The sequence below is a fragment of the Pseudomonas azerbaijanoccidentalis genome, assembly GCF_019145495.1.
GTDB classification, from domain to species: domain Bacteria; phylum Pseudomonadota; class Gammaproteobacteria; order Pseudomonadales; family Pseudomonadaceae; genus Aquipseudomonas; species Aquipseudomonas azerbaijanoccidentalis.
Genome location: NZ_JAHSTU010000006.1, coordinates 138,038 through 165,013 on the forward strand (window position 1 = coordinate 138,038; position 26,976 = coordinate 165,013).

24 protein-coding genes are annotated in these 26,976 nt (G+C 59.9%); 10 read left to right on the forward strand and 14 right to left on the reverse strand.

The annotated features are described in order from the left end of the window. Nucleotides 1-28: 28 nt before the first annotated feature. From ureE to KVG88_RS20215, 5 genes are all read left to right on the forward strand, one after another. The gene (gene ureE, locus KVG88_RS20195; protein ID WP_150735757.1) at nt 29-529 is read left to right on the forward strand and encodes an urease accessory protein UreE; all 501 of its coding nucleotides are present in this window, start codon (nt 29-31) and stop codon (nt 527-529) included. Continuing rightward, entirely contained in the window at nt 526-1,200 is a 675-nt protein-coding gene (locus KVG88_RS20200; protein ID WP_217872566.1) for an urease accessory protein UreF, read from the forward strand. The genes ureE and KVG88_RS20200 overlap by 4 nt, the downstream gene beginning before the upstream one ends. 23 nt (nt 1,201-1,223) lie before the next feature. Further along, on the forward strand, nt 1,224-1,838 hold the full coding sequence (ureG, locus tag KVG88_RS20205; RefSeq protein WP_150705401.1) for an urease accessory protein UreG: 615 nt from the start codon (nt 1,224-1,226) through the stop codon (nt 1,836-1,838). A 29-nt stretch (nt 1,839-1,867) separates the two neighbouring features. Beyond that, on the forward strand, nt 1,868-2,440 hold the full coding sequence (locus KVG88_RS20210; RefSeq protein WP_217872567.1) for a HupE/UreJ family protein: 573 nt from the start codon (nt 1,868-1,870) through the stop codon (nt 2,438-2,440). Nucleotides 2,441-2,606: 166 nt separating this feature from the next. Then, entirely contained in the window at nt 2,607-3,740 is a 1,134-nt protein-coding gene (locus KVG88_RS20215) for an AGE family epimerase/isomerase (protein WP_217872568.1), read from the forward strand. 12 nt (nt 3,741-3,752) lie between these two features. On the opposite strand, the gene KVG88_RS20220 is transcribed toward KVG88_RS20215, so the two are convergent. The 10 genes from KVG88_RS20220 to amaB all read right to left on the reverse strand — a co-directional run bounded on the left by KVG88_RS20220 (nt 3,753) and on the right by amaB (nt 14,878). Beyond that, entirely contained in the window at nt 3,753-4,658 is a 906-nt protein-coding gene (locus KVG88_RS20220) for a cation diffusion facilitator family transporter (protein ID WP_150705398.1), read from the reverse strand. A gap of 171 nt (nt 4,659-4,829) precedes the next feature. Next, nucleotides 4,830-5,591 carry an SDR family oxidoreductase gene (locus KVG88_RS20225; protein ID WP_150705397.1) on the reverse strand — a complete coding sequence of 254 codons (762 nt, stop codon included), beginning with the start codon at nt 5,589-5,591 and terminating at the stop codon, nt 4,830-4,832. 297 nt (nt 5,592-5,888) lie between these two features. Continuing rightward, on the reverse strand, nt 5,889-6,137 hold the full coding sequence (locus tag KVG88_RS20230) for a hypothetical protein (protein ID WP_217872569.1): 249 nt from the start codon (nt 6,135-6,137) through the stop codon (nt 5,889-5,891). A 300-nt stretch (nt 6,138-6,437) separates the two neighbouring features. After that, on the reverse strand, nt 6,438-7,154 hold the full coding sequence (locus tag KVG88_RS20235; protein WP_150705395.1) for an ABC transporter ATP-binding protein: 717 nt from the start codon (nt 7,152-7,154) through the stop codon (nt 6,438-6,440). After that, nucleotides 7,151-8,023 (reverse strand): ABC transporter ATP-binding protein, encoded by an 873-nt coding sequence (locus KVG88_RS20240; RefSeq protein WP_150705394.1) that lies wholly within the window; start codon nt 8,021-8,023, stop codon nt 7,151-7,153. The genes KVG88_RS20235 and KVG88_RS20240 overlap by 4 nt, the downstream gene beginning before the upstream one ends. Beyond that, complete coding sequence (gene livM, locus KVG88_RS20245; RefSeq protein ID WP_150705393.1) at nt 8,020-9,303, reverse strand: high-affinity branched-chain amino acid ABC transporter permease LivM; 1,284 nt, start codon at nt 9,301-9,303, stop codon at nt 8,020-8,022. Before livM ends, KVG88_RS20240 begins: the two co-directional genes overlap by 4 nt. A gap of 3 nt (nt 9,304-9,306) precedes the next feature. After that, complete coding sequence (locus tag KVG88_RS20250) at nt 9,307-10,221, reverse strand: ABC transporter permease subunit (RefSeq protein ID WP_046819754.1); 915 nt, start codon at nt 10,219-10,221, stop codon at nt 9,307-9,309. A gap of 241 nt (nt 10,222-10,462) precedes the next feature. Beyond that, nucleotides 10,463-11,596, reverse strand: a complete 1,134-nt coding sequence (locus KVG88_RS20255; RefSeq protein ID WP_150705327.1) for an ABC transporter substrate-binding protein — start codon at nt 11,594-11,596, stop codon at nt 10,463-10,465. Nucleotides 11,597-11,959: 363 nt separating this feature from the next. Then, a complete protein-coding gene (gene amaA / locus KVG88_RS20260) occupies nt 11,960-13,243 on the reverse strand; it encodes an L-pipecolate oxidase (protein ID WP_217872570.1) in 1,284 nt (427 codons plus the stop codon). Nucleotides 13,244-13,387: 144 nt separating this feature from the next. Beyond that, entirely contained in the window at nt 13,388-14,878 is a 1,491-nt protein-coding gene (gene amaB / locus KVG88_RS20265; RefSeq protein ID WP_150705325.1) for an L-piperidine-6-carboxylate dehydrogenase, read from the reverse strand. Between the two features lie 176 nt (nt 14,879-15,054). Between amaB and KVG88_RS20270 the strand changes: the two genes are divergently transcribed. From KVG88_RS20270 to nadE, 3 genes are all read left to right on the forward strand, one after another. Next, on the forward strand, nt 15,055-15,963 hold the full coding sequence (locus KVG88_RS20270; protein ID WP_150705324.1) for a LysR family transcriptional regulator: 909 nt from the start codon (nt 15,055-15,057) through the stop codon (nt 15,961-15,963). A gap of 90 nt (nt 15,964-16,053) precedes the next feature. Continuing rightward, nucleotides 16,054-17,277 (forward strand): nicotinate phosphoribosyltransferase, encoded by a 1,224-nt coding sequence (gene pncB / locus KVG88_RS20275; RefSeq protein ID WP_150705323.1) that lies wholly within the window; start codon nt 16,054-16,056, stop codon nt 17,275-17,277. Nucleotides 17,278-17,281: 4 nt separating this feature from the next. Further along, nucleotides 17,282-18,109, forward strand: coding sequence for an NAD(+) synthase (nadE, locus tag KVG88_RS20280; protein WP_150705322.1), 828 nt, complete (start codon nt 17,282-17,284; stop codon nt 18,107-18,109). Nucleotides 18,110-18,263: 154 nt separating this feature from the next. On the opposite strand, the gene azu is transcribed toward nadE, so the two are convergent. Next, nucleotides 18,264-18,710, reverse strand: coding sequence for an azurin (gene azu / locus KVG88_RS20285; protein WP_150705321.1), 447 nt, complete (start codon nt 18,708-18,710; stop codon nt 18,264-18,266). Between the two features lie 344 nt (nt 18,711-19,054). On the opposite strand from azu, the gene KVG88_RS20290 reads away from it, so the two are divergent. Both KVG88_RS20290 and KVG88_RS20295 read left to right on the forward strand, forming a co-directional pair. Continuing rightward, nucleotides 19,055-19,642, forward strand: a complete 588-nt coding sequence (locus KVG88_RS20290; protein ID WP_217872571.1) for a cytokinin riboside 5'-monophosphate phosphoribohydrolase — start codon at nt 19,055-19,057, stop codon at nt 19,640-19,642. Between the two features lie 68 nt (nt 19,643-19,710). Continuing rightward, complete coding sequence (locus KVG88_RS20295) at nt 19,711-19,890, forward strand: hypothetical protein (protein WP_053153734.1); 180 nt, start codon at nt 19,711-19,713, stop codon at nt 19,888-19,890. A gap of 180 nt (nt 19,891-20,070) precedes the next feature. Here KVG88_RS20295 and KVG88_RS20300 read toward each other — a convergent pair whose 3' ends face one another. The 3 genes from KVG88_RS20300 to KVG88_RS20310 form a co-directional block, all read right to left on the reverse strand. Then, the gene (locus tag KVG88_RS20300; RefSeq protein ID WP_217872572.1) at nt 20,071-20,961 is read right to left on the reverse strand and encodes a transglutaminase family protein; all 891 of its coding nucleotides are present in this window, start codon (nt 20,959-20,961) and stop codon (nt 20,071-20,073) included. Continuing rightward, nucleotides 20,961-23,447 (reverse strand): circularly permuted type 2 ATP-grasp protein, encoded by a 2,487-nt coding sequence (locus KVG88_RS20305; RefSeq protein ID WP_150705318.1) that lies wholly within the window; start codon nt 23,445-23,447, stop codon nt 20,961-20,963. Before KVG88_RS20305 ends, KVG88_RS20300 begins: the two co-directional genes overlap by 1 nt. 88 nt (nt 23,448-23,535) lie before the next feature. Then, complete coding sequence (locus KVG88_RS20310; protein WP_217872573.1) at nt 23,536-26,811, reverse strand: transglutaminase family protein; 3,276 nt, start codon at nt 26,809-26,811, stop codon at nt 23,536-23,538. Nucleotides 26,812-26,976 lie beyond the last annotated feature (165 nt).

The window sequence follows — 26,976 nt, forward strand, 5'->3', positions numbered from 1 at the left end:
TGCATTGTCCATTGCTGGAAGCTTTCCGATGCTGGTGATTCATCGCAGAATCGACCCTCAGCCCGTTTGGGCCGCCGAGTTGCACCTGACCTTCGAAGCCCGGAGCAAAAGCCGTTTGCGCTGTTTCAGTGCCGAGGGCGAAGACGTCGGGTTGTTTTTGGAGCGCGGCCAGTCGCCACTGTACGACGGCGAATGTTTGCAGGCTGAAGACGGGCGCATCGTGCGCGTCTGTGCTCGCCCCGAACAACTGCTGCACGTCACCTGCGCCAACGCCTTCGAACTGACCCGCGCCGCGTATCACCTGGGTAATCGCCACGTTGCCCTGCAAGTTGGTGACGGCTGGCTGCGCCTGCTCGATGACTACGTGCTCAAGGCCATGCTCGAACAACTGGGTGCCCACGCCGAGAACATCGAAGCGCCCTTCCAGCCGGAACACGGTGCCTACGGTGGCGGCCATCACCATTCGCGTCACGGTGATGAAGACTTCAACTACCCACCCAAACTGCATCAGTTTGGCGTACGCCTATGAACCCCGCATGGGCGTTGCTGCGCCTGGCCAGTCCGCAATTGCCGATTGGCGGCTACAGCTATTCCCAAGGGCTGGAAATGGCGGTGGAAAACGGCCGCGTCCACGATCCCGACAGTGCGCGCCGCTGGATCAGTGACCAATTGCTGCTCAACCTCGCCCGCTTCGAGGCGCCATTGCTGCTCGCCCATTGCGCGGCCGCGACAGAGGAAAACTGGAGCGAGCTGCTGCAACGCTGCGAAGAGCACCGCGCCAGCCGGGAAACCCGTGAACTGCATCAAGAGAGCCGGCAAATGGGGTACTCGTTGCAGCAGCTGCTCAATGGCCTGCCGGAACTCGATACCGACGCTCGCGCCTTTCTTGAGCAACGCCCGGAGCCTCACCTGGCTTTGGGTTGGGCATTGGCGGCCCGCGCCTGGCAGATCAGCCCGCAGGATGCGCTGGCCGCCTGGCTCTGGAGCTGGCTGGAAAACCAATTGGCGGTGCTGATGAAAACCCTGCCGCTGGGCCAGCAAGCCGCCCAACGCCTGACCAGCGAGTTGCTGCCGCTGCTGCAACAAGCCCAGCGGAGCGCCAGCCAGATCAACCCCGAACACTATGGCAGCGCCGCATTTGGCCTGTCCCTGGCGAGTATGGCCCACGAGCGCCAGTACAGCCGTCTGTTCCGTTCCTAGGGCCTTTTACTTTGGAGAGTCACATGAACACACAACCTCTGCGCGTCGGCATCGGCGGCCCCGTCGGCTCCGGCAAGACTGCCCTGACCCTGGCCCTGTGCCTGGCCCTGCGCGAACGCTACAACCTGGCCGTCGTGACTAACGATATCTATACCCGCGAAGACGCCGATTTCCTGGTGCGCAACGAAGCCCTGGCGCCCGAGCGCATCATCGGCGTGGAAACCGGCGGTTGCCCGCACACGGCCATCCGCGAAGACGCTTCGATCAACCTCGAAGCCGTGGATCAACTCAACCGGCGCTTTCCGGGCCTGGACCTGATCCTGGTGGAATCCGGTGGCGACAATCTGTCGGCCACCTTCAGCCCTGAACTGTCCGACCTGACCATCTACGTGATCGACGTTTCCGCGGGCGACAAGTTGCCACGCAAGGGTGGGCCGGGCATCTGCAAATCCGACCTGCTGGTGATCAATAAAATCGACCTGGCCCCCCTGGTGGGCGCCTCGCTGACCCTGATGGACAGCGACACCACCCGCATGCGCAACGGCAAGCCGTTCGTCTTCAGCAACCAGAAAACCGGCCAAGGCCTGGAAGACATCATTGCCTTCATAGAACGCCAAGGCTTGCTGACCGCAGCCTGATCGACATTTATCAACAAGGAAGCTTATCCATGACACTGAAACGCATCCTGGCCACCGTGGCCCTGTTGCTGACCCCTGCCCTCGCTTTCGCCCACCCGGGGCACGGCGACAATGGCTTGATCGCCGGTATCAGCCACCCGATCGGCGGCCTCGATCACTTGCTGGCGATGCTCGCGGTCGGCCTGTGGGCGGCACAACAAAAAGGCGCCGCACGCTGGGCGTTGCCGTGCACCTTCGTCGGGACCCTGTTGATCGGCGGCCTGCTGGGTTTTGAGGGCTTGAACCTGCCGGCGCTGGAAAGCGGGATTGCCGCCTCGGTGTTGGCGCTGGGCCTGGCGGTAGCGCTGGCGGTGCGTCCACCCTTGAGCCTGGCGGTGGGCGCGACCGCGTTGTTCGCCTTGTTCCACGGTGTGGCCCATGGCCTGGAGCTGCCCGACATGTCGAGCCCTTGGGCCTATGCTGTCGGGTTCGTGGCGGCGACGGCAGCATTGCATGGGTTGGGTTATGCGGTGGTGCGCGTGCTGCCGCAGGCGGCGGCGCCGTTCGTGCGGCTGGCGGGCGCGGCTTCGGCGGCGACCGGAGTGTGGTTGTTGGCGGGCTGATTCTCTATTGCCTGAACTGGCCTCATCGATGGCAAGCCAGCTCCCACAAGGATTTGCACTTAACCTGTGGGAGCTGGCTTGCCAGCGATGACGGCCTGACAGACACCACACCTCTCAGGCCTGATAACATGTCGCGCAATCGACCCTGCCGTGACGACGCCAGCCAATGCCACCTGTTTCCCGCTCTGCCTCCCAGCCTGAATTGACCGCCCTGTTCGCCTCGGTGCAACAGCACTTTCTGGGCGTCATCGTGCCACTCTGGCAAGGTCCCGGCTGGAATGCCGAGATGGCGTTGCCCTACGAGGCACTGGACGCCGAGCACAATCCCCTGCCGCCTCAACGCTATCGAGCCATGGCCTGCGCACGGCAGTTGTATTTGTTTGCCAGCCTGATCGGCCAGGTACCGGCCGCCGAAGAACGCGCGGCAGCGCTGTTCCGTTCCTTGCAACGGCACTTTCACGACGCCGAGCACGGCGGCTGGTTCTACAGCGTCGATGCGCAGGGTGCGCCGCTGGATCAGCGCAAAGACCTCTACACCCACGCCTTCATCCTGTTCGCCTGCGCCCATTACTGGGACAAGGTCCGCGAGCCGCTGGTGGAATCGGTGCTCAACGCCGCGCTGGAAGTGGTTGCCCGGCGTTTTGCCACAGGCGACGGCTTGTACGACGCCAGCCTCGACAGGGACTGGTCGTCACTCGGCAGTGGCCCGCTGCAAAACCCGTTGATGCATCTGGCCGAGGCCTTTCTCGCGCTCTTGTCTGTGCGTGAAGACATTGCCGTCGAGCGCGCGCTGGTTGAGTTATGCACAGCCATGCAGAAACGCTTTATCGATCCGCAGCACAGCGTGTTGATGGAGAAGCCGCTGGACTCTGTGGATAACTGGTTTGAGCCGGGGCACCAGTTCGAATGGTATTTCCTGCTGGAATCATCCGAGCTGCTGCGCGGCTCGAAACTGCATGCTTCGCTGGAGCACGCCTTCGCCTTCACCGAGCAACTGGGCGTCGATCAAGAAACCGGCGCGGTGCGGGCCATGCTCGACTTCAAGTCTGACGGCGGCTCGCGCGATGCCACCCAGCGTATCTGGGCGCAGGCCGAGTACTTGCGAGCATTGACGTTGCGACCGGACAGCGAAGCTGAGGTACTGCGCCAATTGCAGGCGTTGCAGCAACGCTCGCTGCATGCCGGCGGCTGGTATGAATGCCGTGATGAGCACGGTGAAGTCAGCCGTCGCGACATGCCGTCGACCACGCCTTATCACTTGGCGACGTGCTATCGCGGGTTGGTCGATTACCTTCGCTGACGCTCCGACCGCTTACTCAATCCACTTGCGGTCGCCGGTAAAGCTGATGGTCAACCATCGCGCTGCGTCCGGCTCGCCAAGCCTGGTGGAAATTTCCTCTCGCAAACTGTCCAGTTGCCCGATGCCATCGAGCCAATAATCTTTCGGCAGCACGATGTGAATCTCGATAAAACAGGCCCGACCGTGTTTCTGCACGTAGGAAATGTAATCGTCGAAACCATGCTCGGCCTTGGCGACTTCCATCACCTGACGCACCTTGTCATCCAATTGATCCGGGGCAATCCCCAACACATCGCGCAGTGCCGGGCCGAGGATTTTGTAGGCCGGGGGAAGCATGCCCAAGGCCAGCATGATCAGGATCATCGGGTCGACGTACACCGCCCATTCTCCGTAACCCTGAGTCTTGAGCAGCAGCGCAATCAGGAAACTCACCAACAGCCCCGCCGACAGCATCGCGTCCACCAACCAACTGATGTTGTCGAACTGAATCAGCGATGAATTGAGCGTGCGATTGCGATGGCGCACGTAGAAGAAATAAATGAACTCAACGACCGTGAAGAACGCCGCGTAAAAAATCACCAGTCCCAGTTCGACCTCACGGCCACCACTGAGGATGCCGAACACACCGTTGAGAAAGGCGTAAATGGCGACCAGGAAAATGAAGCTGCCCTCGATCACCAGCACCATGGGCTCAAGGTGCCAGGAACCGAACTGGAAACGCTGATTGCTTTCCTTGGCGATCATCCGGGAGGTGATCAGCATCAGCACCTTGATGAAGGCGGCGATCAACGAAAAGAAGCCGTCGAACAGAATCGATTGGGCGCCCGAAACAAAACCGGTGATGATCCCGGCAAATGTCACGGCGAGCATCAGGAAGGTCGATTGCTTGAGTAGCGACTGCTCGCCTCGGTTGCTCACTTGATCTCCTCTAATACCTCTAGACCGCCGGGTGTGGCGCACTGTTGGGTGAGGAGTCTAGCTGATGTCCTGCACCGGCTACGCCGACGCCATCGCGAGCAGGCTCGCTCCCACAAGGTTTAACGCAATCCCTGTGGGAGCGAGCTTGCTCGCGATGGCCGTTACACAGTCTTAAGACTTACGCTCAATGGCAAACCCGGCCCAGGTCTGGCTGACCGGCATCAATTCCAGGCTGTTGATGTTGATGTGCGCCGGGGCATTGAGAACCCAGAAAATGGTGTCGGCGATATCTTGCGGCTGGATCGGCTCAGCGCCGGCATACGTCGCGTTGTAACGCTCCTGATCACCGGCAAAACGCACCAGCGAGAACTCGCTCTCGCACAGGCCCGGTTCAATGTTGCTGACCCGCACGCCCGTCCCTTGCAGGTCGCAGCGCAGGTTGAGGGAGAACTGTTTGACGAATGCCTTGGTGGCGCCATACACGTGGCTGCCGGGGTACGGATAGTTACCGGCAATGGAACCCAGGTTGATAATGCCGGCACCACGACCGTGAGCGATCAGGCGTGGCAACAGCAGACGGGTGCTGTACATCAGGCCTTTGACGTTGGTGTCGACCATGGTGTCCCAATCATCCAGATCGCACTTGGGTGCCGGGTCAACGCCCAGTGCCAGGCCAGCGTTGTTGATCAATCCGCGCAGCTTGGCGAACGACGGCGGCAGGTTGGCAATGGCGTCTTCCATCGCCTTGCGATCGCGTACGTCGAGCACCAGTCCGTGCACTTCGGTCTGCTTCGACAGCTCGGCGCACAGCGCGTTGAGGCGTTCTTCACGACGGCCGGTCAGCACCAGTTTCCAGCCAGCCTCGGCAAAACGACGGGCACAGGCTTCACCAAAACCGGAGGTCGCGCCGGTAATAAACAGGGTGTTGGACATCGTGTTCTCCTTGCTTCGGCTGATCACCAGCCATTGGAATAGAAAATCAGCAGGCAGCATGCCCGGCCTTGTTCACAGCGGCAACCATCGTTCAATTTGCTCAAAAAACAATCAACCCTGGCAAGCCCTTGTCCCGCGTGGCCTACAGCCATGTGCGCGCACGTTATCCACAGGCCGGTCCACAGTCTCTGGGGGCAACTGAAAAAGCTGCAAGCCGCTATCCACAAGGCTTTGCGCGAGGTTTTGAAACTTTTTTGCTTGACCCTCTACCGCCTGCTGTGTAGCCCTTGGCGAATTTCATGACCGACAGGTCAAACCAACGATGGCGCCAAGCCAGCAACCACGGCCCTCAGCCAAGTCTTTCCAGAGTTTAATCACAGACTTATCCACAGGCTTGTCCACGCCGATTCCTCGCACTTTCATCACCAACAAAAAGGTTGACAAAGCGGGCCGCCAGCTGCGCAAAAACACTTGATCAAAAAACAACCACACCTCTGCAAGCCACGGTTTCAAAGGCGTCCAGCCAGCTACTCCCACGTTATTCACAGCCGGCTCCACAGCAAACGGGGACAAGTCAAAACTGTGACAAAACAACTATTTGCAGCGGCTTTATGTCGCGGTTTGGGAGCTTGGGGAATTTGTTTTCCACAATTTTACTTTACGTCACAACGCCGCTCTTGTAAGAGCTGCCGAACGCTGCGATCTGTTGATCTTGATCTTGAAAACAAGATTAAAAGATCGCAGCCTCGTTTCACTCGACAGCTCTTACAACAGCCCCCCACCGACCGCGCATAAAAAACGCCCTGACGTTGAGCACGTCAGGGCGTTTTGTTGAACGCTAACGATCTAGTGCCCGCCGAGATAGGCGTTTCGCACATCCTCGTTGACCAACAACTCCTTGCCGGTGCCGGTCATGCGGATCTCGCCGTTGACCATCACGTAAGCACGGTCAGACAGGCGCAGCGCGTGGTTGGCGTTCTGCTCCACGAGGAAGATGGTCATGCCGGTCTTGGCCAGTTCCCGCAGCGTGGCGAAGATCTGTTTGACCACGATCGGTGCCAGACCCAGGCTCGGCTCGTCAAGCAGCAGCAGTTTCGGCCGGCTCATCAGTGCACGGGCAATGGCGAGCATCTGCTGCTCGCCGCCGGACATGGTCATGGCCCGCTGAGAACGCCGCTCTTCAAGCCGCGGGAACAGTTCGAACATGCGTTGCATGTCTTCCTTGGCGTACTTGTCACCGATAGGGATGGTGCCCATCAGCAGGTTTTCCTCGACGGTCATGTCAGGGAACACCCGCCGCCCTTCCGGCGATTGCGCGATGCCGTTGGAGGCGATGTAGTGCGACGACTTGTGGGTAATGTCCACGCCCTGATAGAGGATCTTTCCGTCCGCCGCGCGCGGCTGACCGAAGATCGACATCAGCAGAGTCGACTTGCCGGCACCGTTGGAGCCGATGAGGCTGACGGTTTCCCCCTCATTGATGTGCAGCGAGACTTTCTTCAGGGCCTGGATCGGCCCGTAAAACACGTCCAGTTCCTTGAGTTCGAGGATCGGTTGGGTCATACCACTTCCTCTTCATCGGCGCCCAGGTAGGCGGCAATCACTTTCGGATCGTTACGGATGTCGTCGGGGCCGCCTTCGGCGATGACGATGCCGTGGTCCAGCACCACGATGTGGTCGGAAATACTCATAACCATGCCCATGTCGTGTTCGATCAGCACCACGGTCAGATCGTGCTCGTCGCGCAGCAGCCGGATCATCGCGCTCAGCGCTTCGGTTTCCTGAGGATTGAGGCCGGCAGCCGGTTCGTCGAGGCAGATGATCTGCGGACGCGTGCACATGGCCCGGGCGATTTCCAGACGGCGTTGTTGACCGTAGGACAGCTCACCGGCCAGGCGGTTGGCACAGTCCACCAGGTCCACCACTTCCAGCCAGTAGAACGCGTGGTCCAGCGCATCGCTTTCAGCCTTGCGATAGCCCTTGGTGTTGAGGATGCCGGCCAACAGGCTACGGTTGACCCACATGTGCTGGGCCACCAGCAGGTTTTCCAGTACCGACATTTCCTTGAACAGGCGAATGTTCTGGAACGTCCGCGCCAGCCCGGCACGGTTTACCAGGTGGGTGCCGCCGAACATTTTGTAGTACAGGCGACTGGCGAAGGACTTCGGCGAGACGAAGTCGGTCGGTTTGAACGACTCGCCCAGCAGTTTGATGACGTTGGTCTGTTCACCACGCACGTTCACTTCGATCTTGCCGCCGGAGGCCTTGTAGAAACCGGTCAGGCAGTTGAACACCGTGGTTTTGCCGGCACCGTTGGGGCCGATCAGGGCGAAGATCGAGTTGCGCTTGACCTGCAGGCTGACATCGTTCAACGCCTTGATGCCGCCGAAGTGCATCATCAGCTTTTCGACACTGAGTACGACTTCGCTCATGGCGCTACTCCTTTACGCGGGGTCACACCGGTACGGCTGATCCGAATCAGGCCGCGCGGTCGCCAGATCATCATCAACACCATCAGGATGCCGAACAGCAACACGCGGTACTCAGCGAAGCCACGCAGCAGTTCCGGGGCGACGGTCAATACGAAAGCCGCAATCACCACGCCAATGGTCGAGCCCATGCCGCCGAGTACCACGATGGCGAGAATCAGCGCCGACTCGAAGAAGGTGAACGAGGTCGGGTTGACGAAACCCTGGTAAGTGGCGAAGAACACACCGGCCAGACCCGCCGTCGATGCACCGATGGTGAATGCGGAGAGTTTGACCAGTACGTGGTTCAGGCCCATGGAACGGCAGGCGATTTCGTCTTCACGCAACGCTTCCCACGCACGGCCCACTGGCATGCGCGTCAGGCGGTGCTTGATGTACAGCACGCCCAGTACCACCAGGAACAACACCGCGTAGATGAAGTAATACTTCACGTCAGGGTTGTAGGCGATGCCGAAGAACTCATGGAACGGTACGCCGCCATCCTTCGCCCGTTTGCCGAACTCCAGGCCGAAGAAAGTCGGCAGTGGCGCCGGCATGCCGTTGGGGCCACCGGTCAGGGACAGCCAATTGTTGAGGACCAGGCGAATGATTTCACCGAAGCCCAGGGTCACGATCGCCAGGTAATCACCGTGCAGACGCAATACCGGGAAACCGAGGATACAACCGGCCAGCCCCGCCGTGATCGCCGCCAGTGGCAGCACCGTCCAGAAGCCCAGCCCCAAGTATTGATAACCGAGTGCCAGACCGTAGGCACCGATGGCGTAGAACGCCACGTAGCCCAAGTCGAGCAGGCCGGCCAGACCGACCACGATGTTCAGCCCCAGGCCCAGCAGTACGTAGATCAGCCCGAGGATGACCACGCCCAGCAGGTAGGAGTTGGAGAAAAACGGGAACACCACGGCGAGGACGATCACCAGCGGGATGATCCAGCGCAACCGGGACTTATAGTCAGGCGCCAGAACATGAACCCCGGAACCGGTGGATTCAAAACCTTCGAGGATTCTCAGGCCCTTGGGGGTTTGCAGGAACAGGCTCAGGGCAAAACGACCGGCCATGACGATGGCGACAATCCATGCCACCCGGGTCGTTTCCAGGTTGAAGCCATAGCCATCGAGAACGACGCCGACAATCGGCCCGAACACAATCAGGGCAATGAGGCCGGCAAGAATCGCGTCAACCAGACTTTTTTTGAGATCAATGGTTTTTTTAGTGGTTGAAGACATCGCTTACACCTTCGACACAAGAGGACGGCCGAGCAGGCCTTGGGGCCGAAAGACCAGAACGAGAACCAGCAGCGAGAAGCTGAACACGTCTTTGTAGTCCGAGTTCACCAGGCCGGAAAACAGCGACTCGGAAATCCCGAGGATGATCCCGCCGAGCATGGCGCCAGGCAGCGAGCCAATCCCGCCGAGCACCGCGGCGGTGAACGCCTTGATCCCGATGATGAAACCGGCATAGAAGTCGAATGTGCCGTAGTTCATGGTGATCAGCACGCCGGCCAGGGCCGCCATCGCTGCACCGATGATGAACACGTAGGAAATCACCCGATCGGTGTTGATCCCCAGAATCGAAGCCATCTTGCGGTCTTGCTGGGTGGCACGGCACATGCGGCCGAGCTTGGTGTACTTGATGATGTAGGTCAGCGCGGCCATACCAACGAACGCGGCAACCAGAATGAACACCTTGGTGTAGGTCAACTGCACAAAACCTGTGCCAACCTCAACGCGCCAGGCCCCCGTCAGCAACGTGGGAACGCCTTGTTGCTTCGCGCCCTGGGCGATCTGTGCATAGTTTTGCAGGATCAGCGAAATACCGATGGCGCTGATCAACGGTGCCAGTCGGGTGGAGTTACGCAGGGGTTTGTAGGCGACACGCTCGATGACCCAGCCATACACCGCCGTGACGACGATGGTGAAGATCAGGGTGCCGAGCATCAGCAGCGGGAAGGATTCGATACCGAAGTACGCCAGCAGAGCCAGACTGATTGCCGCGAGGTAAGCGGAAATCATGTAAACCTCGCCGTGGGCGAAGTTGATCATGCCGATGATGCCATAGACCATTGTGTAGCCGATGGCGATCAGGCCATAGACCGACCCGAGGGTCAGGCCGTTGACCAGTTGCTGCAGGAAAATACCATCCATAACGCAATCTCACGCAATGAGAACCTGCACACCGATGGGGGTGCGGTTCTTCTAAGGAAAATACAGATTTACGTCGGAGCAATGTCAATCACGCTCAACCTGGCCCACACCGCCCCCTGAGGGAGCTGACTCGCCAGCGATAGCGGTTGTACATTCGACGAAATTGTCTCCTGCCAGTCCGCCATCGCGGGCAAGCCCGCTCCCACAGGGGATATGTGGGTTCAAGTAATCGGAACAGCCCTTACTTCTGTTTTTCCAGCTGGTGGTATTTGCCGTCCTTGTCCCACTGGTAAACCACGTAGTCGGAGACTTTCAGGTCGCCCTTGCTGTCCCAGGTCTTCTCGCCCATGACGGTCTTGACCGGGTTTTTCTTCAGCCAGGCAGCGGCTTCTTCGCCCTTGTTGGACTTGGCACCGTTGAAGGCTGCAGCCAGGGTTTGCACCGAAGCGTAGGCGTACAGGGTGTAGCCTTCAGGCTCGGTACCGGCCTTGCGGAAGGCGTCTACCACGGTCTTGCTGTCTGGCAGCAGGCGTGGGTCGGCACCGAAGGTCATCAGCACGCCGTCAACGAATTGCGGACCGCCAGCGGTGGTTACCAGTTCGTCGGTCACGATGCCGTCGTCGGACATGAACTTGACGTCTTTCAGACCTTGTTCACGCAGTTGACGGACCAGAGGACCGGCTTCCGGGTGCAGGCCACCGAAGTAGACCACGTCAGCGCCAGCGCCACGGATTTTGGTCACGATGGTGCTGAAGTCTTTCTCGCCACGGGTCAGGCCTTCGTACAGCACTGGCGTTACGCCGCGCTTGACCAGTTGAGCCTTGGTGGCATCAGCCAGGCCTTGGCCGTAGGTGTCCTTGTCGTGCAGCACGACCACTTTCTTGCCCTTGAGCACGTCGACGATGTAGTCGCCGGCCACGATGCCTTGCTGGTCGTCACGCCCGCACATACGGAACATGGCGCTCAGGCCGCGCTCGGTAACCTGTGGGTTGGTGGAACCCGGGGTGATGGCGATGATGCCCGCTTCGTCGTAGATCTCGGAAGCCGGGATGGTCGACGAGGAGCAGAAGTGACCGACCACGCCGGCAACTTTCTGGTTGGTGAGGTCCTTGGCGACCGTCACGGCTTGTTTCGGTTCGCAGGCGTCATCACCCTTGACCAGTACGATTTTTTCCCCGTTTACGCCGCCCGCTGCGTTGACCGCATCGGCTGCTGCCTGTGCACCCTTCATGTACTGCTCGCCAAATGCCGCGTTGGCGCCAGTCATTGGACCCGCTACGCCGATCTTGATGTCAGCCTGAGCAAACGCAGAAACACCCAACGCAGTTGCCACTGCGAGGGCCAGAAAGCCTTTCTTGTAAAACGTCTGGGACATGAGGTGGTGCTCCATGGTTTTTTTTAATTGGCACTGCGACTTCACTGAATGCTCAGAGCAAGGGCCGTGCCATCGGTTTTTTATTCTGAAAAAAGTCGCTGCTTTATTGTTATTTCGACTGTTTCGAGCCCATTTTCATTGGGCGTGCAACCGTCTAAACCGCGGAAGGTGAAACCATTAATTTTTTGAGGCGCAACCCGCCCGCGCCATCATTGCAACCGCGGCACCAAACGGCGTGCAACCAGCCTGTAACAACGTGCGTCACCGAACTGCACACTGCTGGTGCGGTACTGCTACAACCCGCACCATTACAGGCTAGCCGCTGCGCCGAAAAGCGCCGCTTCCAGCAACAAATTTCAACAATCAGATGACAATGCGCAGGCACTGGCCCGCGTGATACAGCGAAAAACCCGCCTCATACAGACAACTGCGCAACCCCACCCCGGCCAATGGCTGCATGGGCGCGAAGGGAATCGGTAGCGCCTGAGGATTTCCGTTACACAGGTAATCGGCGAACGCTTTACCGACCACCGTTCCCGTCGTCACGCCGCGACCGTTGTAACCGGTGACTGCCACCAAACCGGGCGCCGGCTCGAACAAGCGCATCAAATGATCAGGGGTAAATGCGATGCAACCGGTCCATGTGCATTCCCATTCCACGGGCTTGAGATAAGGGAAGTAATGCTGCTGCACCCGGTCGGCCCAGGCTTTGAGGAACCAGGCCGGCTTCTGATTGCCATTACCCAGACTGCCCAGCAACAGGCGACCGTCCTTGTCCCGACGGATGCTGCTGAGCACTTGCCGGGTGTCCCAGGAACCCTGGCCACCGGGCAGGATTTGCTGTGCGGCGTCCTCAGTCAGCGGCACCGATGCGACCTGATAGTAATAACCAGGGAAGAAATTGCGCCGCAACTCCGTCCAGTCGCCTTCGGTATAAGCGTTGGAAGCGATCACTACTTTCTCGGCCATCACCGAACCCTGAGCGGTTTGCACCGACCAGCGATGGCCTTGGCGTTCGAGTCGGGTCACCGGGGAATGATCGAATAATTGACCGCCAAGACCGATGGCCGCTTTGGCCAGCCCCGTGGTGTAGGCCATCGGGTTAAGCGTGCCGGCACGGCGATCGAGCAGCGCGGCGGCTATTTTTTTTGTGCCGGTGGCTTGTTCGCAAGCCTGACCGGTGAGCAGTTCCACCGGCGCTCCACGGCGTTTCCATTGTTCTTCACGGCTGCGCAAATCGGCTTCGCCACGGGCGTTGTGCGCCATGTGCAGCGTGCCTTCGCGACGCAACTGGCAATCGATGTTGTATTTGTCCACAAGGCTGAACACCAGGGAAGGTGCCGCCCCCAGCATGCGGTTGAGCTGGCTGCCGACATCGGTGCCAAACCCGGCTTCGATCTCGTCCGGGGGAATCCACATCCCGGCATTGACCAGCCCGACGTTGCGCCCCGAGCCGCCATGACCGGCGCGATGGGCTTCCAGTACACAGACGGTTTTGCCTTGTTCCAGCAGATGCACCGCCGCCGACAACCCGGTAAAACCGGCGCCGATGACGCAAACATCCACTGTCACTTCACCTTTGAGCGCCGCGTTATCGGGCCTTTGCGGCGTCAGTTTTTCCCACAGACACTCTTCGCGTAACGGCATTGCCAGACTCCAACAGAAACCTAACCAACCTCGTTGTCGCCACCAAAAGATCGCAGCCTGCGGCAGCTCCTACAAAATCGCAGCCAGACACAGCCCCGTAGGAGCTGCCGAAGGCTGCGATCTTTCCAGCGTCACAATCAATATTTAATCGAAGGTAATGCCCTGCGCCAACGGCAACTCCAGCGAATAGTTCACGGTGTTGGTCTGGCGACGCATGTAGCCGCGCCATGCGTCGGAGCCCGACTCACGACCGCCACCGGTTTCTTTCTCGCCACCAAACGCGCCGCCGATTTCCGCACCGCTCGGGCCGATGTTGACGTTGGCGATGCCGCAGTCACTGCCCACTGCCGACATGAACTGCTCGGCTTCACGCACGTCGGTGGTGAAGATGCACGAAGACAGGCCTTGCGGCACGGCGTTGTTCAAACGCAGGGCTTCGTTGAAATCGCTGTAGCCAACCACGTACAGGATCGGCGCGAAGGTTTCGTGGCAAACCACATCGCTCTGCTCCGGCATTTCGACGATGGCCGGCGCTACGTAATAGGCATTCGGGAACTTGTCTTCGAGCTGACGCTTGCCGCCAAACACCCGGCCGCCTTCGCTCAGGGCCTGTTCCAGCGCGTCCTGCATGTTCTCGAAGCTTTGCTTGTCGATCAGCGGGCCGATCAGGTTGCCTTCCAGCGGATGGCCGATGCGCACCTTCGAATAGGCCGCTTTGAGGCGAGTGACGATTTCTTCTTTGACCGACTCATGGGCGATCAGGCGACGCAACGTGGTGCAACGCTGACCGGCGGTGCCGACGGCGCTGAACAGAATGGCGCGAACGGCCATGTCCAGATCGGCGCTTGGGCCGAGGATCATTGCGTTGTTGCCGCCCAGTTCCAGAATGCTGCGGGCGAAGCGTGCGGCGATTTTCGGCGCCACTTCGCGGCCCATGCGGGTGCTGCCGGTGGCGCTGACCAGTGCGACACGCGGGTCATCGACCAGAGCTTCGCCGGCATCGCGACCACCAATAATCACTTGGCTCAGGTGCGGTGGCGCGTCGCTGAAGTTCTTCAGCACGCGATCGAACAGCGCCTGGCAGGCCAGTGCGGTCAGCGGGGTTTTTTCCGACGGTTTCCAGATCACCGGGTTACCGCAGACCAGCGCCAGCGTGGCGTTCCAGGCCCAGACCGCGACCGGGAAGTTGAACGCACTGATCACACCAACGACGCCCAGTGGGTGCCAGGTTTCGCGCATGTGGTGGCCAGGACGCTCGGAGGCGATGGTCAAACCGTACAACTGACGGGAAAGGCCGACCGCGAAGTCGCAGATGTCGATCATTTCCTGAACTTCACCCAGGCCTTCCTGCGTGATCTTGCCGGCCTCCCATGACACCAGCTCGCCCAGATCGGCTTTGTATTCACGCAGGATGTCACCCAGTTGCCGCACCAATTCGCCACGGCGTGGCGCCGGAACCTTGCGCCACAGTTCGAACGCATGATCTGCGCGACTGATGTGCTGCTCGACTTCAGCAGCACCTTCCCAGTTCACGGCGGCGATGCGACTGCCGTCGATTGGCGAATGCACCGGCACTTTGCCGTTCTGGTACAGGGCCGGGTTCACACCAAGACGATCAAGCAATGCGGCAACCATGGGTCACTCCTTCAAGCAAAAAACGGAACGGGTGCAGCCGGAAAATCACGGCTGATCAGACCTGTAGTTTTAGCGCCCCCGAGGTTACTCAACAAACGACCATTAAGAGAGATATCATTCCGTTTATTCATGCTGTGCATTGTTGGCAATAAAGAGACAAGAACAAAGGACCGCCCATGCTGAACAAACGCTATTTGCCATCGATCGCTGCACTGCAGTGTTTCGAAGCCGTGACCCGGCATTTGAGCTTCACGCGGGCCGCCGAAGAACTGAACCTGACCCAGAGCGCCGTCAGCAAGCAGGTGGCGCAACTGGAAGAACTGTTGCAGCACCTGCTGTTTCGTCGGGTGCGCCGCCGCCTGCAAATGACGCCGGCGGGGGATCTGTACCTGGTCGAGGTACGAAAAATCCTCACGCAGGTCGAGATGTCGACCCATTACCTGCGTTCCTACGGCGGCGAGACCGAGGTCTTGCGCGTTTCGACGCCGTCGACCTTTGGCGCACGTTGGCTGGTCCCACGCCTTAAAGGCTGGCGGCTACGTCATCCATCGATCCATCTGGATTTGTGCAACGAACAGGAAGCCGACGATCTGCTGCAAGGTCGCAGCGACCTGGCGTTCTATTTCGGCCAGGGCTCAAGGCCAGGCACCGAATGCCTGAAGCTGTTCAGCGAAGAGCTTGTGCCTGTGTGCGCCCCCGGCAGTCTGCCGGACACACCGTTTACCGACCCGACGCAACTCACGGACCTGGTTCTGCTGCAAAACGCGTCCAGGCCCCAGGCGTGGCATGACTGGTTCGACAGTCAGGGCTATCACACCGAGCACAGCTACCACGGCCCGCGCTTTGAAACCTTTTACATGTGCATCCGCGCAGCCCAGGTCGGCTGTGGCGTGGCGTTGCTGCCGCGGTTTCTGGTGGAGGAGGAACTGGCGGATGGCAAACTGGTCATTCCCTGGCAGCATGCGATGCCCAGCACCGATGCCTATTACCTGGCGTATCCGGAGCATTCGGCGGAAGTACCCAAGGTGCGGGATTTTGTGAAGTGGATGCTGGAGCAGGTTGATAGCCAACCCTCCACAGACTAATCCTGACCTGTAGCAGCTGTGTAGAAATCGCTGGCAATCCCCACTGCTGATATGCCCCACTAGCTCTATTGAATGTGGAGAATCCCCGTTATGAGCGAGAGTGTGTTTGCCGATCGCATCGTGCAGAACCTGCTCGACACCGACTTCTACAAACTGACGATGATGCAGGCGGTGCTGCACAACTACCCGAACGTTGAAGTCGAATGGGAGTTTCGTTGCCGTAACAGTGAGGATTTGCGCCCGTACCTGGCGGAGATCCGCTATCAGATCGAGCGTCTGTCGGAATTGAGTCTGAGCGCCGATCAGTTAGGCTTCCTGGAGCGCATCAGCTTCCTGAAACCCGACTTCCTGCGTTTTCTCGGGCTGTTCCGCTTCAACCTGCGCTACGTCCACACCGGCATCGAAAACGGCGAATTGTTCATCCGGCTGCGTGGCCCGTGGCTGCATGTGATTTTGTTCGAAGTGCCGTTGCTGGCCATCGTCAGTGAAGTGCGCAACCGATATCGTTACCGTGAAATCGTCCTCGAACAAGCGCGCGAGCAGCTTTATCGCAAGTTCGACTGGCTGACAGCCAACGCCAGCAGCGACGAATTATCGGAGTTGCAGGTCGCCGATTTCGGCACCCGTCGGCGCTTTTCATACCGTGTGCAGGAAGAAGTGGTGAACGTGCTCAAGCACGACTTCCCCGGCCGTTTCGTTGGCACCAGCAACGTGCACCTGTCCCGGGAACTGGACATGAAGCCGCTGGGCACCATGGCCCACGAATGGATCATGGCTCACCAGCAACTGGGCCCGCGGCTGATCGACAGTCAGATTGCCGCCCTCGATTGCTGGGTCCGCGAATACCGTGGTTTGCTCGGGATTGCGCTCACCGACTGCATCACCATGGATGCCTTCCTCGGCGATTTCGATCTGTTTTTCGCCAAGCTTTTCGACGGTTTGCGCCATGACTCCGGCGATCCTGTGGTCTGGGCAGAAAAAGCCATTGCCCACTATCACAAGCTCGGCATCGACCCGATGAGCAAGACGCTGACCTTCTCCGACAGCCTGACGCTGCCCAAGTCGCTGGAGATATTCCGGGCGCTGCGTGGTCGGATCAATGTCAGCTTCGGCATCGGCACCAACCTGACCTGTGACATTCCCGGTGTCGAACCGATGAGCATCGTGCTTAAAATGACCGCCTGCAACGGCCAGCCGGTGGCGAAGATCTCCGACGAGCCAGGCAAGACTCACTGCAAAGACCCGAATTTCGTCGCCTATTTGCGACACGTTTTCCAGGTTCCTGCCTCATCCAGTCTATCTAGCAAGGAGTGAATTCATGCAAGCCGTACAGCGTGAGATTGCTGAGCAGCTCAAGGTTCAACCGCCGTTCGCCGACGACGCCGCCCTCGAGGCAGAAGTCGCCCGTCGGATCACCTTCATTCAGGATTGCCTGATCAATTCCGGGCTCAAGACGCTGGTGCTGGGCATCAGCGGTGGCGTCGACTCGCTGACGGCCGGCCTGCTGGCCCAGCGTGCCATGCGTGAATTGCGTCAGCGCACCGGTGACGGCAGCTACAAGTTCATCGCCGTGCGCCTGCCGTACGAAACCCAGTTCGATGAACACGACGCCCAGGCTTCGGTAGATTTCATCAAGCCAGACGAGCGCCACACCGTGAACATCGGCCCGGCGGTCAAATCCCTGGCCAATGAAGTGGCGGCGTTCGAAGGCAAGCATGCGGTCTCGGTGGATTTCGTGCTCGGCAACACCAAGGCACGGATGCGCATGGTCGCCCAGTACACCATCGCCGGCGCAGCCCACGGCCTGGTGATCGGTACCGACCACGCGGCGGAAGCGGTGATGGGTTTCTTCACCAAGTTTGGAGATGGCGCCTGCGACCTGGCACCTTTGAGTGGGCTGGTGAAAAACCAGGTCCGGGCGATTGCCCGCAGCTTCGGCGCCCCGGAATCACTGGTGGAAAAAGTCCCGACCGCCGACCTCGAAGACCTGTCGCCGGGTAAACCGGACGAAGCTTCCCACGGCGTGACCTATGCCGAGATCGATGCGTTCCTGCACGGTCAGCCGGTGCGTGAGGAAGCGTTCAAGATCATTTGCGATACGTACAACAAGACCCATCACAAGCGCGTGATGCCGTTTGCGCCTTGAGCCCCCTGCCTACGTAAATGCTGGTAGGAGCTGTCGAGTGAAACGAGGCTGCGATCTTTTGATTTTAAAGACCAAAAGATCGCAGCCTGCGGCAGCTCCTACAAGCGCAAAAAAAAGCGTCCACACAGGACGCTTTTTTATGACCGCAATTCGATTACTTCAGGGTAACGGTGCCTTTCATCATCGAGATGTGGCCCGGGAACGAGCAGAAGAAACCGTACTTCTCATTGGCATCCAGCTTCGACACGTCGAAGGTCACCGAGTCGGTTTCCTTGGCGCCGATCACTTTGGTGTGCGCGATTACGCGGGTATCGCCTTCTTTCAGGTACTGCTTGTCGATGCCAGCGCTCAAGCCGTCGGTGGCGATCGGCTGCATGTCGGCTTCTTTACTCAACACCCAGTTATGGCCCATGACGTTTTTCGGCAAGCTGCCGGAATGGGTCAGTTCGACGGTGAAAGTCTTGCAGCTCTTGTCGATCTCAATGGCCTTGGTGTTGAAGGACATTTGGTCGGTGGAGTCAACGGTGACTTTGCACTCGGCAGCCATCAATTGGCTGCTGGCCAGCGTCAACAGGGATACCGCAACAAGTTTGGCAAACATGGTGAATCTCCAAGGCAGGGTTAACGAAAAATGCGAATGGACAGAAGACTGCCTGAAAACTTCGCAAGTTCATATGACTTGAATCAAAAATTGTATACAACTTTCGGGCTATGAGACCTATCGAAAGAATCTACCAGCCAGGCGTCTAGTCCGGCCCTATGATCACGCCACCCCCCTTTATCGGAGTGTCTGTCATGTCCGTCAACAGCCTGTTGTGCAGTTTGCTCGCCGCCTATGCCTGTGGCGCCAGCGGCACCTGTGAAACGCCCAAACGGGAAGTTTAGCCCTTGGAGCGCGGAGCGCCTGCCTTTACTCTGTGGCCCTGATCGACCGTGGAGTAAGGCATGTCTTTAGCATCCGTATGTGTATTTTGTGGTGCCAGCACCGGCACCCATCCGGCTTATCGTGAAGCGGCTGTCGCTTTGGGCCAAGCCCTGGCCGAACGCAAGCTGACCCTGGTTTATGGCGGCGGCGCCGTGGGCCTGATGGGCATCGTGGCCGACGCGGCCCTGGCGGCGGGTGGCGAAGTGATCGGCATCATTCCGCAGAGCCTTAAAGACAAGGAAATCGGCCATAGCGGCCTGACTCGCCTGGAAGTGGTCGACGGCATGCATGCGCGCAAGGCGCGGATGGCTGAACTCAGCGACGCGTTCATCGCCCTGCCCGGCGGCCTCGGCACCCTGGAAGAGCTGTTCGAAGTCTGGACCTGGGGCCAACTCGGCTACCACGGCAAACCGCTGGGCCTGCTGGAAGTGAACGGTTTATACAGCAAACTCACCGGTTTTCTTGATCACATCGTCGGCGAGGGCTTCGTTCGCGCGCCGCACCGTGACATGCTGCAGGTGAGCGAATCACCGCAATCGTTGCTCGACGCTCTCGATAGCTGGCAGCCGAGCGTAGCGCCGAAGTGGGTCGAGCAAAAACCCGACTAACGACTCGGCACCGATACAGGGCAGAATACGCGCCGCTCAACCTCACCTTCGACCCCAGAGGATCGCCCATGGCTAAACCCAATTATTCCTTCGCCAAACGTCAGCGTGACTTGGCCAAGGAGCAGAAGAAAGAGGAAAAGCTTCAGCGCAAGAAAGCTACAGCTGAAGAAACGGCACTGAACCCTGAGGGTGAAGTGGCGGCAGAAGATGATGTTGATGCACCGAAAGATCAGGCGCCCGACGCCTGAGAACCTCCGGGCCCGATAACCTGATCAGGCCCTACGGATCTGTGTCCAGGGCCGGCAGCACCACTGCCGGCCCTGTAGGAGCTGCCGAAGGCTGCGATCTTTTGATCGCACTCTTCAATGGCCTGGAAAAGCTCAAGAGCAAAAGATCGCAGCCTTCGGCAACTCCTACAAGGGGCATGCTTATTCCAAAGGCATCACCGTGACGCGGACTTCCGGGTCGTGATTCCCTCCCCCCAGAATTACCCCCCGCAACGGCGACACGTCAGAAAAATCCCGCCCCCAGGCCAGCGTGATGTGCTCCAGCGCCGGCTGCACATTGTTGGTCGGATCGAAATCAACCCAGCCCAGCACCGGACAAAACACTGACACCCAGGCATGGGAGGCATCGGCGCCGATCAGTCGTGGCTGACCGGGTGGCGGCTGGGTCAGCAGGTAACCACTGATGTACCGAGCAGCCAGGCCCCGGGAGCGCACGCAAGCGAGCATCAAATGGGCGAAGTCCTGACAGACCCCACGCCGACGTTCCAGCACTTCCACCAGTGGTGTCGCCACTTGGGTCGCTTCGGCATCGAAAGTGAATTCGCTGAAGATTTTCTCCATCAACGCCTGAACGCCAAGCAGCAGCGGTCGTCCCGCCGGGAAGCAGCTCTCGGAAAAATCGACGAAGTTGCGTTTCAGGTGCACGTAAGGTGATTCGAAGCGGTAACGGCAGGCTTCGAGCAATTCGGGTGACAGCGGCTGGCTGCTGTAGGTCAGCGCGCTGCGCGTGTCTTCCCATGCCGGTGAAAGATTGAAATCCAGCGCAGGCCGGGACAGGACCTCGATGGTGAGGCTGGCATTGACCAGCAGTTCATCATGGGGACGCTCAAACGCCAGCCGGGTCAGCGGATTGCCGAACACATCCAGCTCATCACGACGCGAAGTGGGGTCCGGACTGATCTGCAACTGCTGGGCCGTGCAGCGCTGCCACTCGCAAGGCCTTGGCCACAAATGCGCCAACTGCTGAGCGAGGGACACCGGACTGTCGTAGTGATAATGGGTGTCGTGGAAAATCTGGTATTGGGCGCTCATCACACAGACACCGTGCGCTGGCTGACATCATCGACATGGGCGAAATGACGCAAGGCAAGGCGATCAGAAACCTGCCCACTGGCATCGGCGATCTCTTGCAGCAAATCGGCCAACCCATCGAGAGCCGCGCGAACGCTGCTTTCGCCAAACAGCGGATTCTCCAGGCAGCCCAGATCAAACCGCGCCAGTCGCTCAACCAACAATGGCAGCCCGGCTTCACGCGGGGCACCAAAGTCATCGTTCAGACGCTTGAGGGTGCGGGTCACCAGCTTTAACTGGAACAGCACCGCGTGCGGGTTCTGTTCGTCGAGCAGTAACAGATCGAGCACCGGGATCAATTGCGCCACCGCCAGATATCGCGAGCGATAGGTGATGCTGCTGTTGCCCAACTCCAGCAGCCACTCCAGTCCCGCCTGATCGAAGGCCCCGGCGCCGCGCAAAAATGCCGCGAGGCTGCCGCTGAGAAATTGCAGACGCTCGATACGCCGGCCGATCATCAGGAAGCGCCAGCCTTCATCCCGGGTCATGTCGTCGAGGGCAAAACCGGAGAGCGCCGCCAGGGACATCACCAGCCGGTTGAGAAAATCCAGCAACTCGCCGAAATCCGGCTCATCGGTTTCCAGCTCGATGGCTTCGCGCTGCAACTCCACCAGGGCCTGCCAGTTCTCCCGCGACAGCTTGCCTCGCACCTGTGAGGCCGCCCACTGCAACCGTTGCAGGTTGGAGCGCAGGCTGAAGGGCCAGTCATCACCAAGTATCGCCGCCAGCAAGCGCTCCGGCAGCTCGCCTTCATCGGGCAACAACATCAGCCGTTCGCCAAGCTCGACCGCCGCTTGCAGCGCTTGCGGGTCATCGCCGTCGACATAACGCGCCAGCATGATCCGCAGCAATCGGGCGCTGTCGTCGCAGCGTTCACAGTACCGGCCGAACCAGAACAGGTTTTCCACCACCCGCGATGGCAGGTACGGATCGCGCCGCACCAGATCGTGCACGCCGATGTTGCGCTGGGCTTTCCATTGTTCGCCGCTGGGCGGACGATCGCCCAGTACCCAGGTGTCCTTGCTGGCGCCACCGCGCTGCATCGAGACCACTTCCGCGTCAGCTTCGGCCGCCACGCGGGTCAAACCACCGGGTAGCACCCGATAGCCTTCACGGCTGGCCACGGCGTACACACGCATGCCGATGGCCCGAGGTTGCAATTGCCCGCCCTCGGCTTGCCAGATGGGCGCCTGGGATAATTGCGCCAGTTCTTGCGCGACATAAGCGTAAGGCCGCGCTTGCATGCGCTCAGCGAGTTCCTGGCGCTGTTTTTCACTCAAATCTCGGCCAAACACCGGTGCAAAACTTTGTGACGGAAACGCCGGTTTGATCAGTAATTCCGGGAGTTTCTCCAGGGCTTGAGCCAACACCGGCGCCTCGCCGCACCACCAGGTAGCGATAGACGGCAGGATCAGTTCTTCACCAAACAGGAACTGATTGATCTTCGGCAGGAATCCCAGCAACCCCGGCGACTCCAGCACACCGCTGCCGAGCGCGTTGGCCACCAGCACCCGCCCCTGCCGCACGGCCTCCAGCAGCCCTGGCACGCCAAGGGCCGAATCGGTCCGAAGCTCCAAAGGGTCGCAGAAATCATCGTCGAGCCGGCGCATGACCGCGTGGACCCGGCGCAAACCGCTCAGGGTTTTCAGGTAGACCGTGGCATCGCGCACCGTCAGGTCGCCGCCCTCCACCAGTGGATAACCGAGCTGACGCGCCAGGTACAGATGCTCGAAATAGCTTTCGTTGAAACGTCCCGGTGTCAGCAACACCACCAACGGCGCCTCATCATCACTCGGTGCCTGCCGCGCCAGGGTTTCCTGAAGCGTGCGGAAGAAACCGGCCAGGTGTTGCACTTTCAGGTCGCGGTACAACTCGGGAAAAGCGCGGGACACGATGGTGCGATTTTCCAGGGCATAGCCGGCACCCGACGGTGCTTGAGTGCGGTCCGCCGTCACCCACCAACGCCCATCGGGGGTACGCGCCAGATCCACGGCATATAGATGCAGGAAAGCGCCGTCAGGCGGATTGATGCCCTGACAGGGCCAAAGGAAGTTGTTGTGGCCGAACACCAGTTCGGCCGGCAGCAGCCCTTCAGCGATAAGCCGTTGCGGGCCATAAAGGTCAGCCAGCACTGCATTGAGCAATCGTGCGCGCTGAGCGATGCCGGCAGACAGCTGCGCCCACTCGTCAGCGGCGATGACGTGGGGCAGCAGGTCCAGTTCCCACGGCCGGTCGGCACCCTTCGGGTCGGCGTAGACGTTATAGGTAACACCGTTTTCCTGAATCTGCCGGGTCAGCAGGGCCTGACGCTGCGCCAGTTGCGCCGGCGTGCTGCGCTGCAATTGGTCGAACAATCGACGCCAATGCGTACGCACGGCGCCGCTGTCGTCGAGCAGTTCGTGATAAGTGCCCGCCGTGAGCGGGTAGCGGTCTAGCAGGTCAGGCATGGAAAGCTCGGCAGACAGCAATGAACGGTCAGACTAACGCAGGCTCATGACGCCCGGATATACGAAAAATCCGAGCGTCGCGTACGGTTTAGAAACGTCGTAAATCGAGAGTCATCGGCAGTTCGTCGTTAATTTCCACAATCGGGATAGGAAGTTTCCCAGGCGTGTGTCCGATCCTGAAGAAACGCGCCATGCGCCGACTCTCCGCTTCATTGGCATTCACCGGCAACGTCTCGTAGTTGCGCCCGCCCGGGTGCGCGACGTGGTACTGGCAGCCTCCCAGCGAACGCCCCATCCAGGTGTCGAGCAGGTCGAACACCAGCGGCGCGTGGACCGGGATGGTCGGCTGCAGGCAGTTAGCCGGTTGCCAGGCGCGAAATCTCACGCCAGCGACGAACTCTCCTACACGCCCGGTCGGCTGCAAGGGCACCGGGATGCCGTTACAGGTCAGCAAATAGCGCTGCGGCGGCAAACCGCTGAGCTTGACCTGCAAACGCTCCAGCGACGAATCGACGTAGCGCACCGTGCCACCCGCCGCCCCCTCTTCGCCCAGTACATGCCAGGGTTCCAGCGCCTGACGCAGCTCCAGTGCGATGCCGCTGACGGCGTAATCGCCGACCTTGGGAAAACGAAATTCCATGTGGGCGGCGAACCACTCGGCCCGCAGCGGATAACCGGCAGCGTTGAGATCGACGATGACGTCGGCAAAATCCTGTTCGATAAAGTGCGGCAACAGGAACCGGTCATGCAGCTCCGTGCCCCAGCGCGCCAGTTTTGCCGGCGCATAAGGCTCGCGCCAGAACCTTGCAACCAGTGCCCGCAACAGCAACTGCTGAGCCAGGCTCATGCGTGCATGCGGCGGCATTTCGAAGGCGCGCAATTCCAGCAATCCAAGCCGTCCTGTTGCACCGTCGGGCGAGTACAGCTTGTCGATGCAGAACTCGGCGCGGTGAGTGTTGCCGGTGACATCGATCAGCAGGTTGCGCAACAACCGGTCGACCAGCCAAGGCGGACATTCCTCCCCTGGCTCTGGCATTTGCGCAAAGGCAATTTCCAACTCATACAAAGCGTCATTTCGAGCTTCATCAACACGCGGCGCCTGGGACGTCGGGCCAATGAACAGGCCGGAAAACAGGTAGGACAGCGAGGGATGGTTATGCCAGTAACTGATCAGGCTGCGCAGCAAATCCGGACGCCGCAGAAACGGTGAGTCAGCCGGGGTCGCTCCACCAAGTACGAAATGATTACCGCCGCCCGTTCCGGTGTGCCGGCCATCAATCAGGAATTTCTCGGTGGTCAGTCGGGTCTGGCGCGCTTCTTCGTAAAGAAATTCGGTGCGCTCGACCAATTCGTCCCAGGTCGCGGACGGCTGGACGTTGACCTCGATCACGCCTGGATCGGGGGTGACCCGAAAGTTGCTCAACCGTGGATCGCTCGGCGGTTCATAACCTTCCAGCAGCACCGGGCAACGCAGTTCTTCAGCGGTGGCTTCGATGGCGGCCACCAGCTCCAGATAATCTTCAACCCGTTCCAGTGGCGGCATGAACAGATACAACCGGCCTTCGCGAGCCTCGGCGCAAAAGGCGGTGCGGGTCAGCCAGTCGGCGGACTCGTCAATTTTCGGCGCGCGATCCTCAATCAGCGCCGCTGCGCCCTGAGTCTGCGCTTGTGCAGTGTCGGGCAGCGGTGGAAATTCCTGATTCGGGTCCTGCGGATGAATGAACGGATACTCCGCCGCTTTGACCCAAGGTTGCGAGCCCAGAGGCAAGCGGTAGCCCAAGGGGGAATCCCCCGGCACCAAGCGGCAATGCTCGTCACGCAGATACCAGCGACCGCTTTGCCACTGATCGCCCTTGGCGGTGCGTGCCAGTGGCAGGACCTGGCCAATGACCTTATCCAGCCCCTGGCTGAATACCTTGCGCAGACGTGCACGCTCCAGCGGCTCTTCAAGACGCGAGTCTTCGGCGCTGACGTTCTGCGGCAACGTGCCCTCGCGCCAGAGGTAATAGAAGTTGTCTTCGTAGGCAGCAAACACGAAACGTGTGGGAATCTTCAGGCGCTCGGCGACGCTCGCCAGAAATCGCCCGGCCAGTTCACCCGTCGCACCATAGTTTTCCTGCTCATCGGCAATCAGCGCGCTGTTGTTCCAGATCGGCACGCCATCACGCCGCCAATAGCAATTGAGCGACCAGCGCGGCAGTTGTTCGCCGGGGTACCACTTGCCCTGCCCGAAATGCACCAGGCCCTGCGGCGCGTAGCGTTTTCGCATGCGCTGAAACAGCTCCGCCGACAGTCGACGCTTGTCCGGCCCCAGCGCTGCGGTATTCCACTCGGCGCCGTCCGGGTCGTCGATGGACACGAAGGTCGGCTCACCGCCCATGGTCAGGCGTACATCGCCCTCCAGCAGGTCAGCATCGATTTGCCGACCCAACGCTTGAATCGCCAGCCATTGATCGTCGGTGTAAGGCTGGGTGACCCGTGGCGCCTCCCAGATCCGCTCAACCGACATTTCGTGGCTGAACTCGCACTCGCAGGGTTCCACCAACCCCGTGATCGGTGCCGCAGAGGACGGATCGGGACTACAGGCCAACGGAATATGCCCTTCACCGGCAAACAGCCCGGAGGTGGCATCCAGGCCGATCCAGCCAGCACCGGGCAAATACACCTCGCACCAGGCGTGCAGGTCGGTGAAGTCGACGTCGGTGCCCGAAGGGCCGTCGAGGCTTTTCACGTCGGCGGTCAGCTGGATCAGGTAGCCGGAGACGAACCGCGCAGCCAGCCCGAGGTTGCGCAGCAACTGCACCAGCAGCCATGCAGAGTCGCGGCAGGAACCGGAGGATTGCTCCAGCGTGTACTCAGGCGTTTGCACGCCCGGTTCCATGCGGATCAGGTAGTCGATGTCTTCACTGAGCCGCTGGTTGAGCGCGACGAGGAAATCCACACTGGGCAGAGGCGTGCGATCGATGCTCTCCACATACGCCTTGAATTTCGGCGTCAGCGGCAAGGTTTCCAGGTACGGCGCCAGCTCCTTGCGCTCATCGGCGGCGTAGGTGAAGGGGATTTTTTCCGCGTATGGCTCAAGGAAGAAGTCGAAAGGGTTGAAGACCGCCATTTCGGCCAGCAGATCGACCTCGATCCGCAGCTCATCGGTCTTTTCCGGAAACACCAACCGCGCCAGGTAATTCCCCTGCGGGTCTTGCTGCCAGTTGATGAAATGCTGCTCGGGCGAGACTTTCAGCGCATAAGACAGAATCCGCGTGCGGCTGTGGGCGGCCGGGCGCAGACGAACGATCTGCGGACCGAGTTCGACAGCGCGGTCGTAGCGGTAATGCGTGACGTGGTGCAATGCGACATGAATCGACACGGCGTGCCTCCTGCGAGCCCTAAGCGTATTGGAAAGCGCGCAAGACTTATGCCATCCAGCAGCGCTGGCGCTTTCTCCGGTTACCTGAGGCAGTACAGCACCAAAAACGGGCGATGCGGGAAATTGGTTTGTATCGATTGCACGTAAATGTGGCGAAGACAAAGG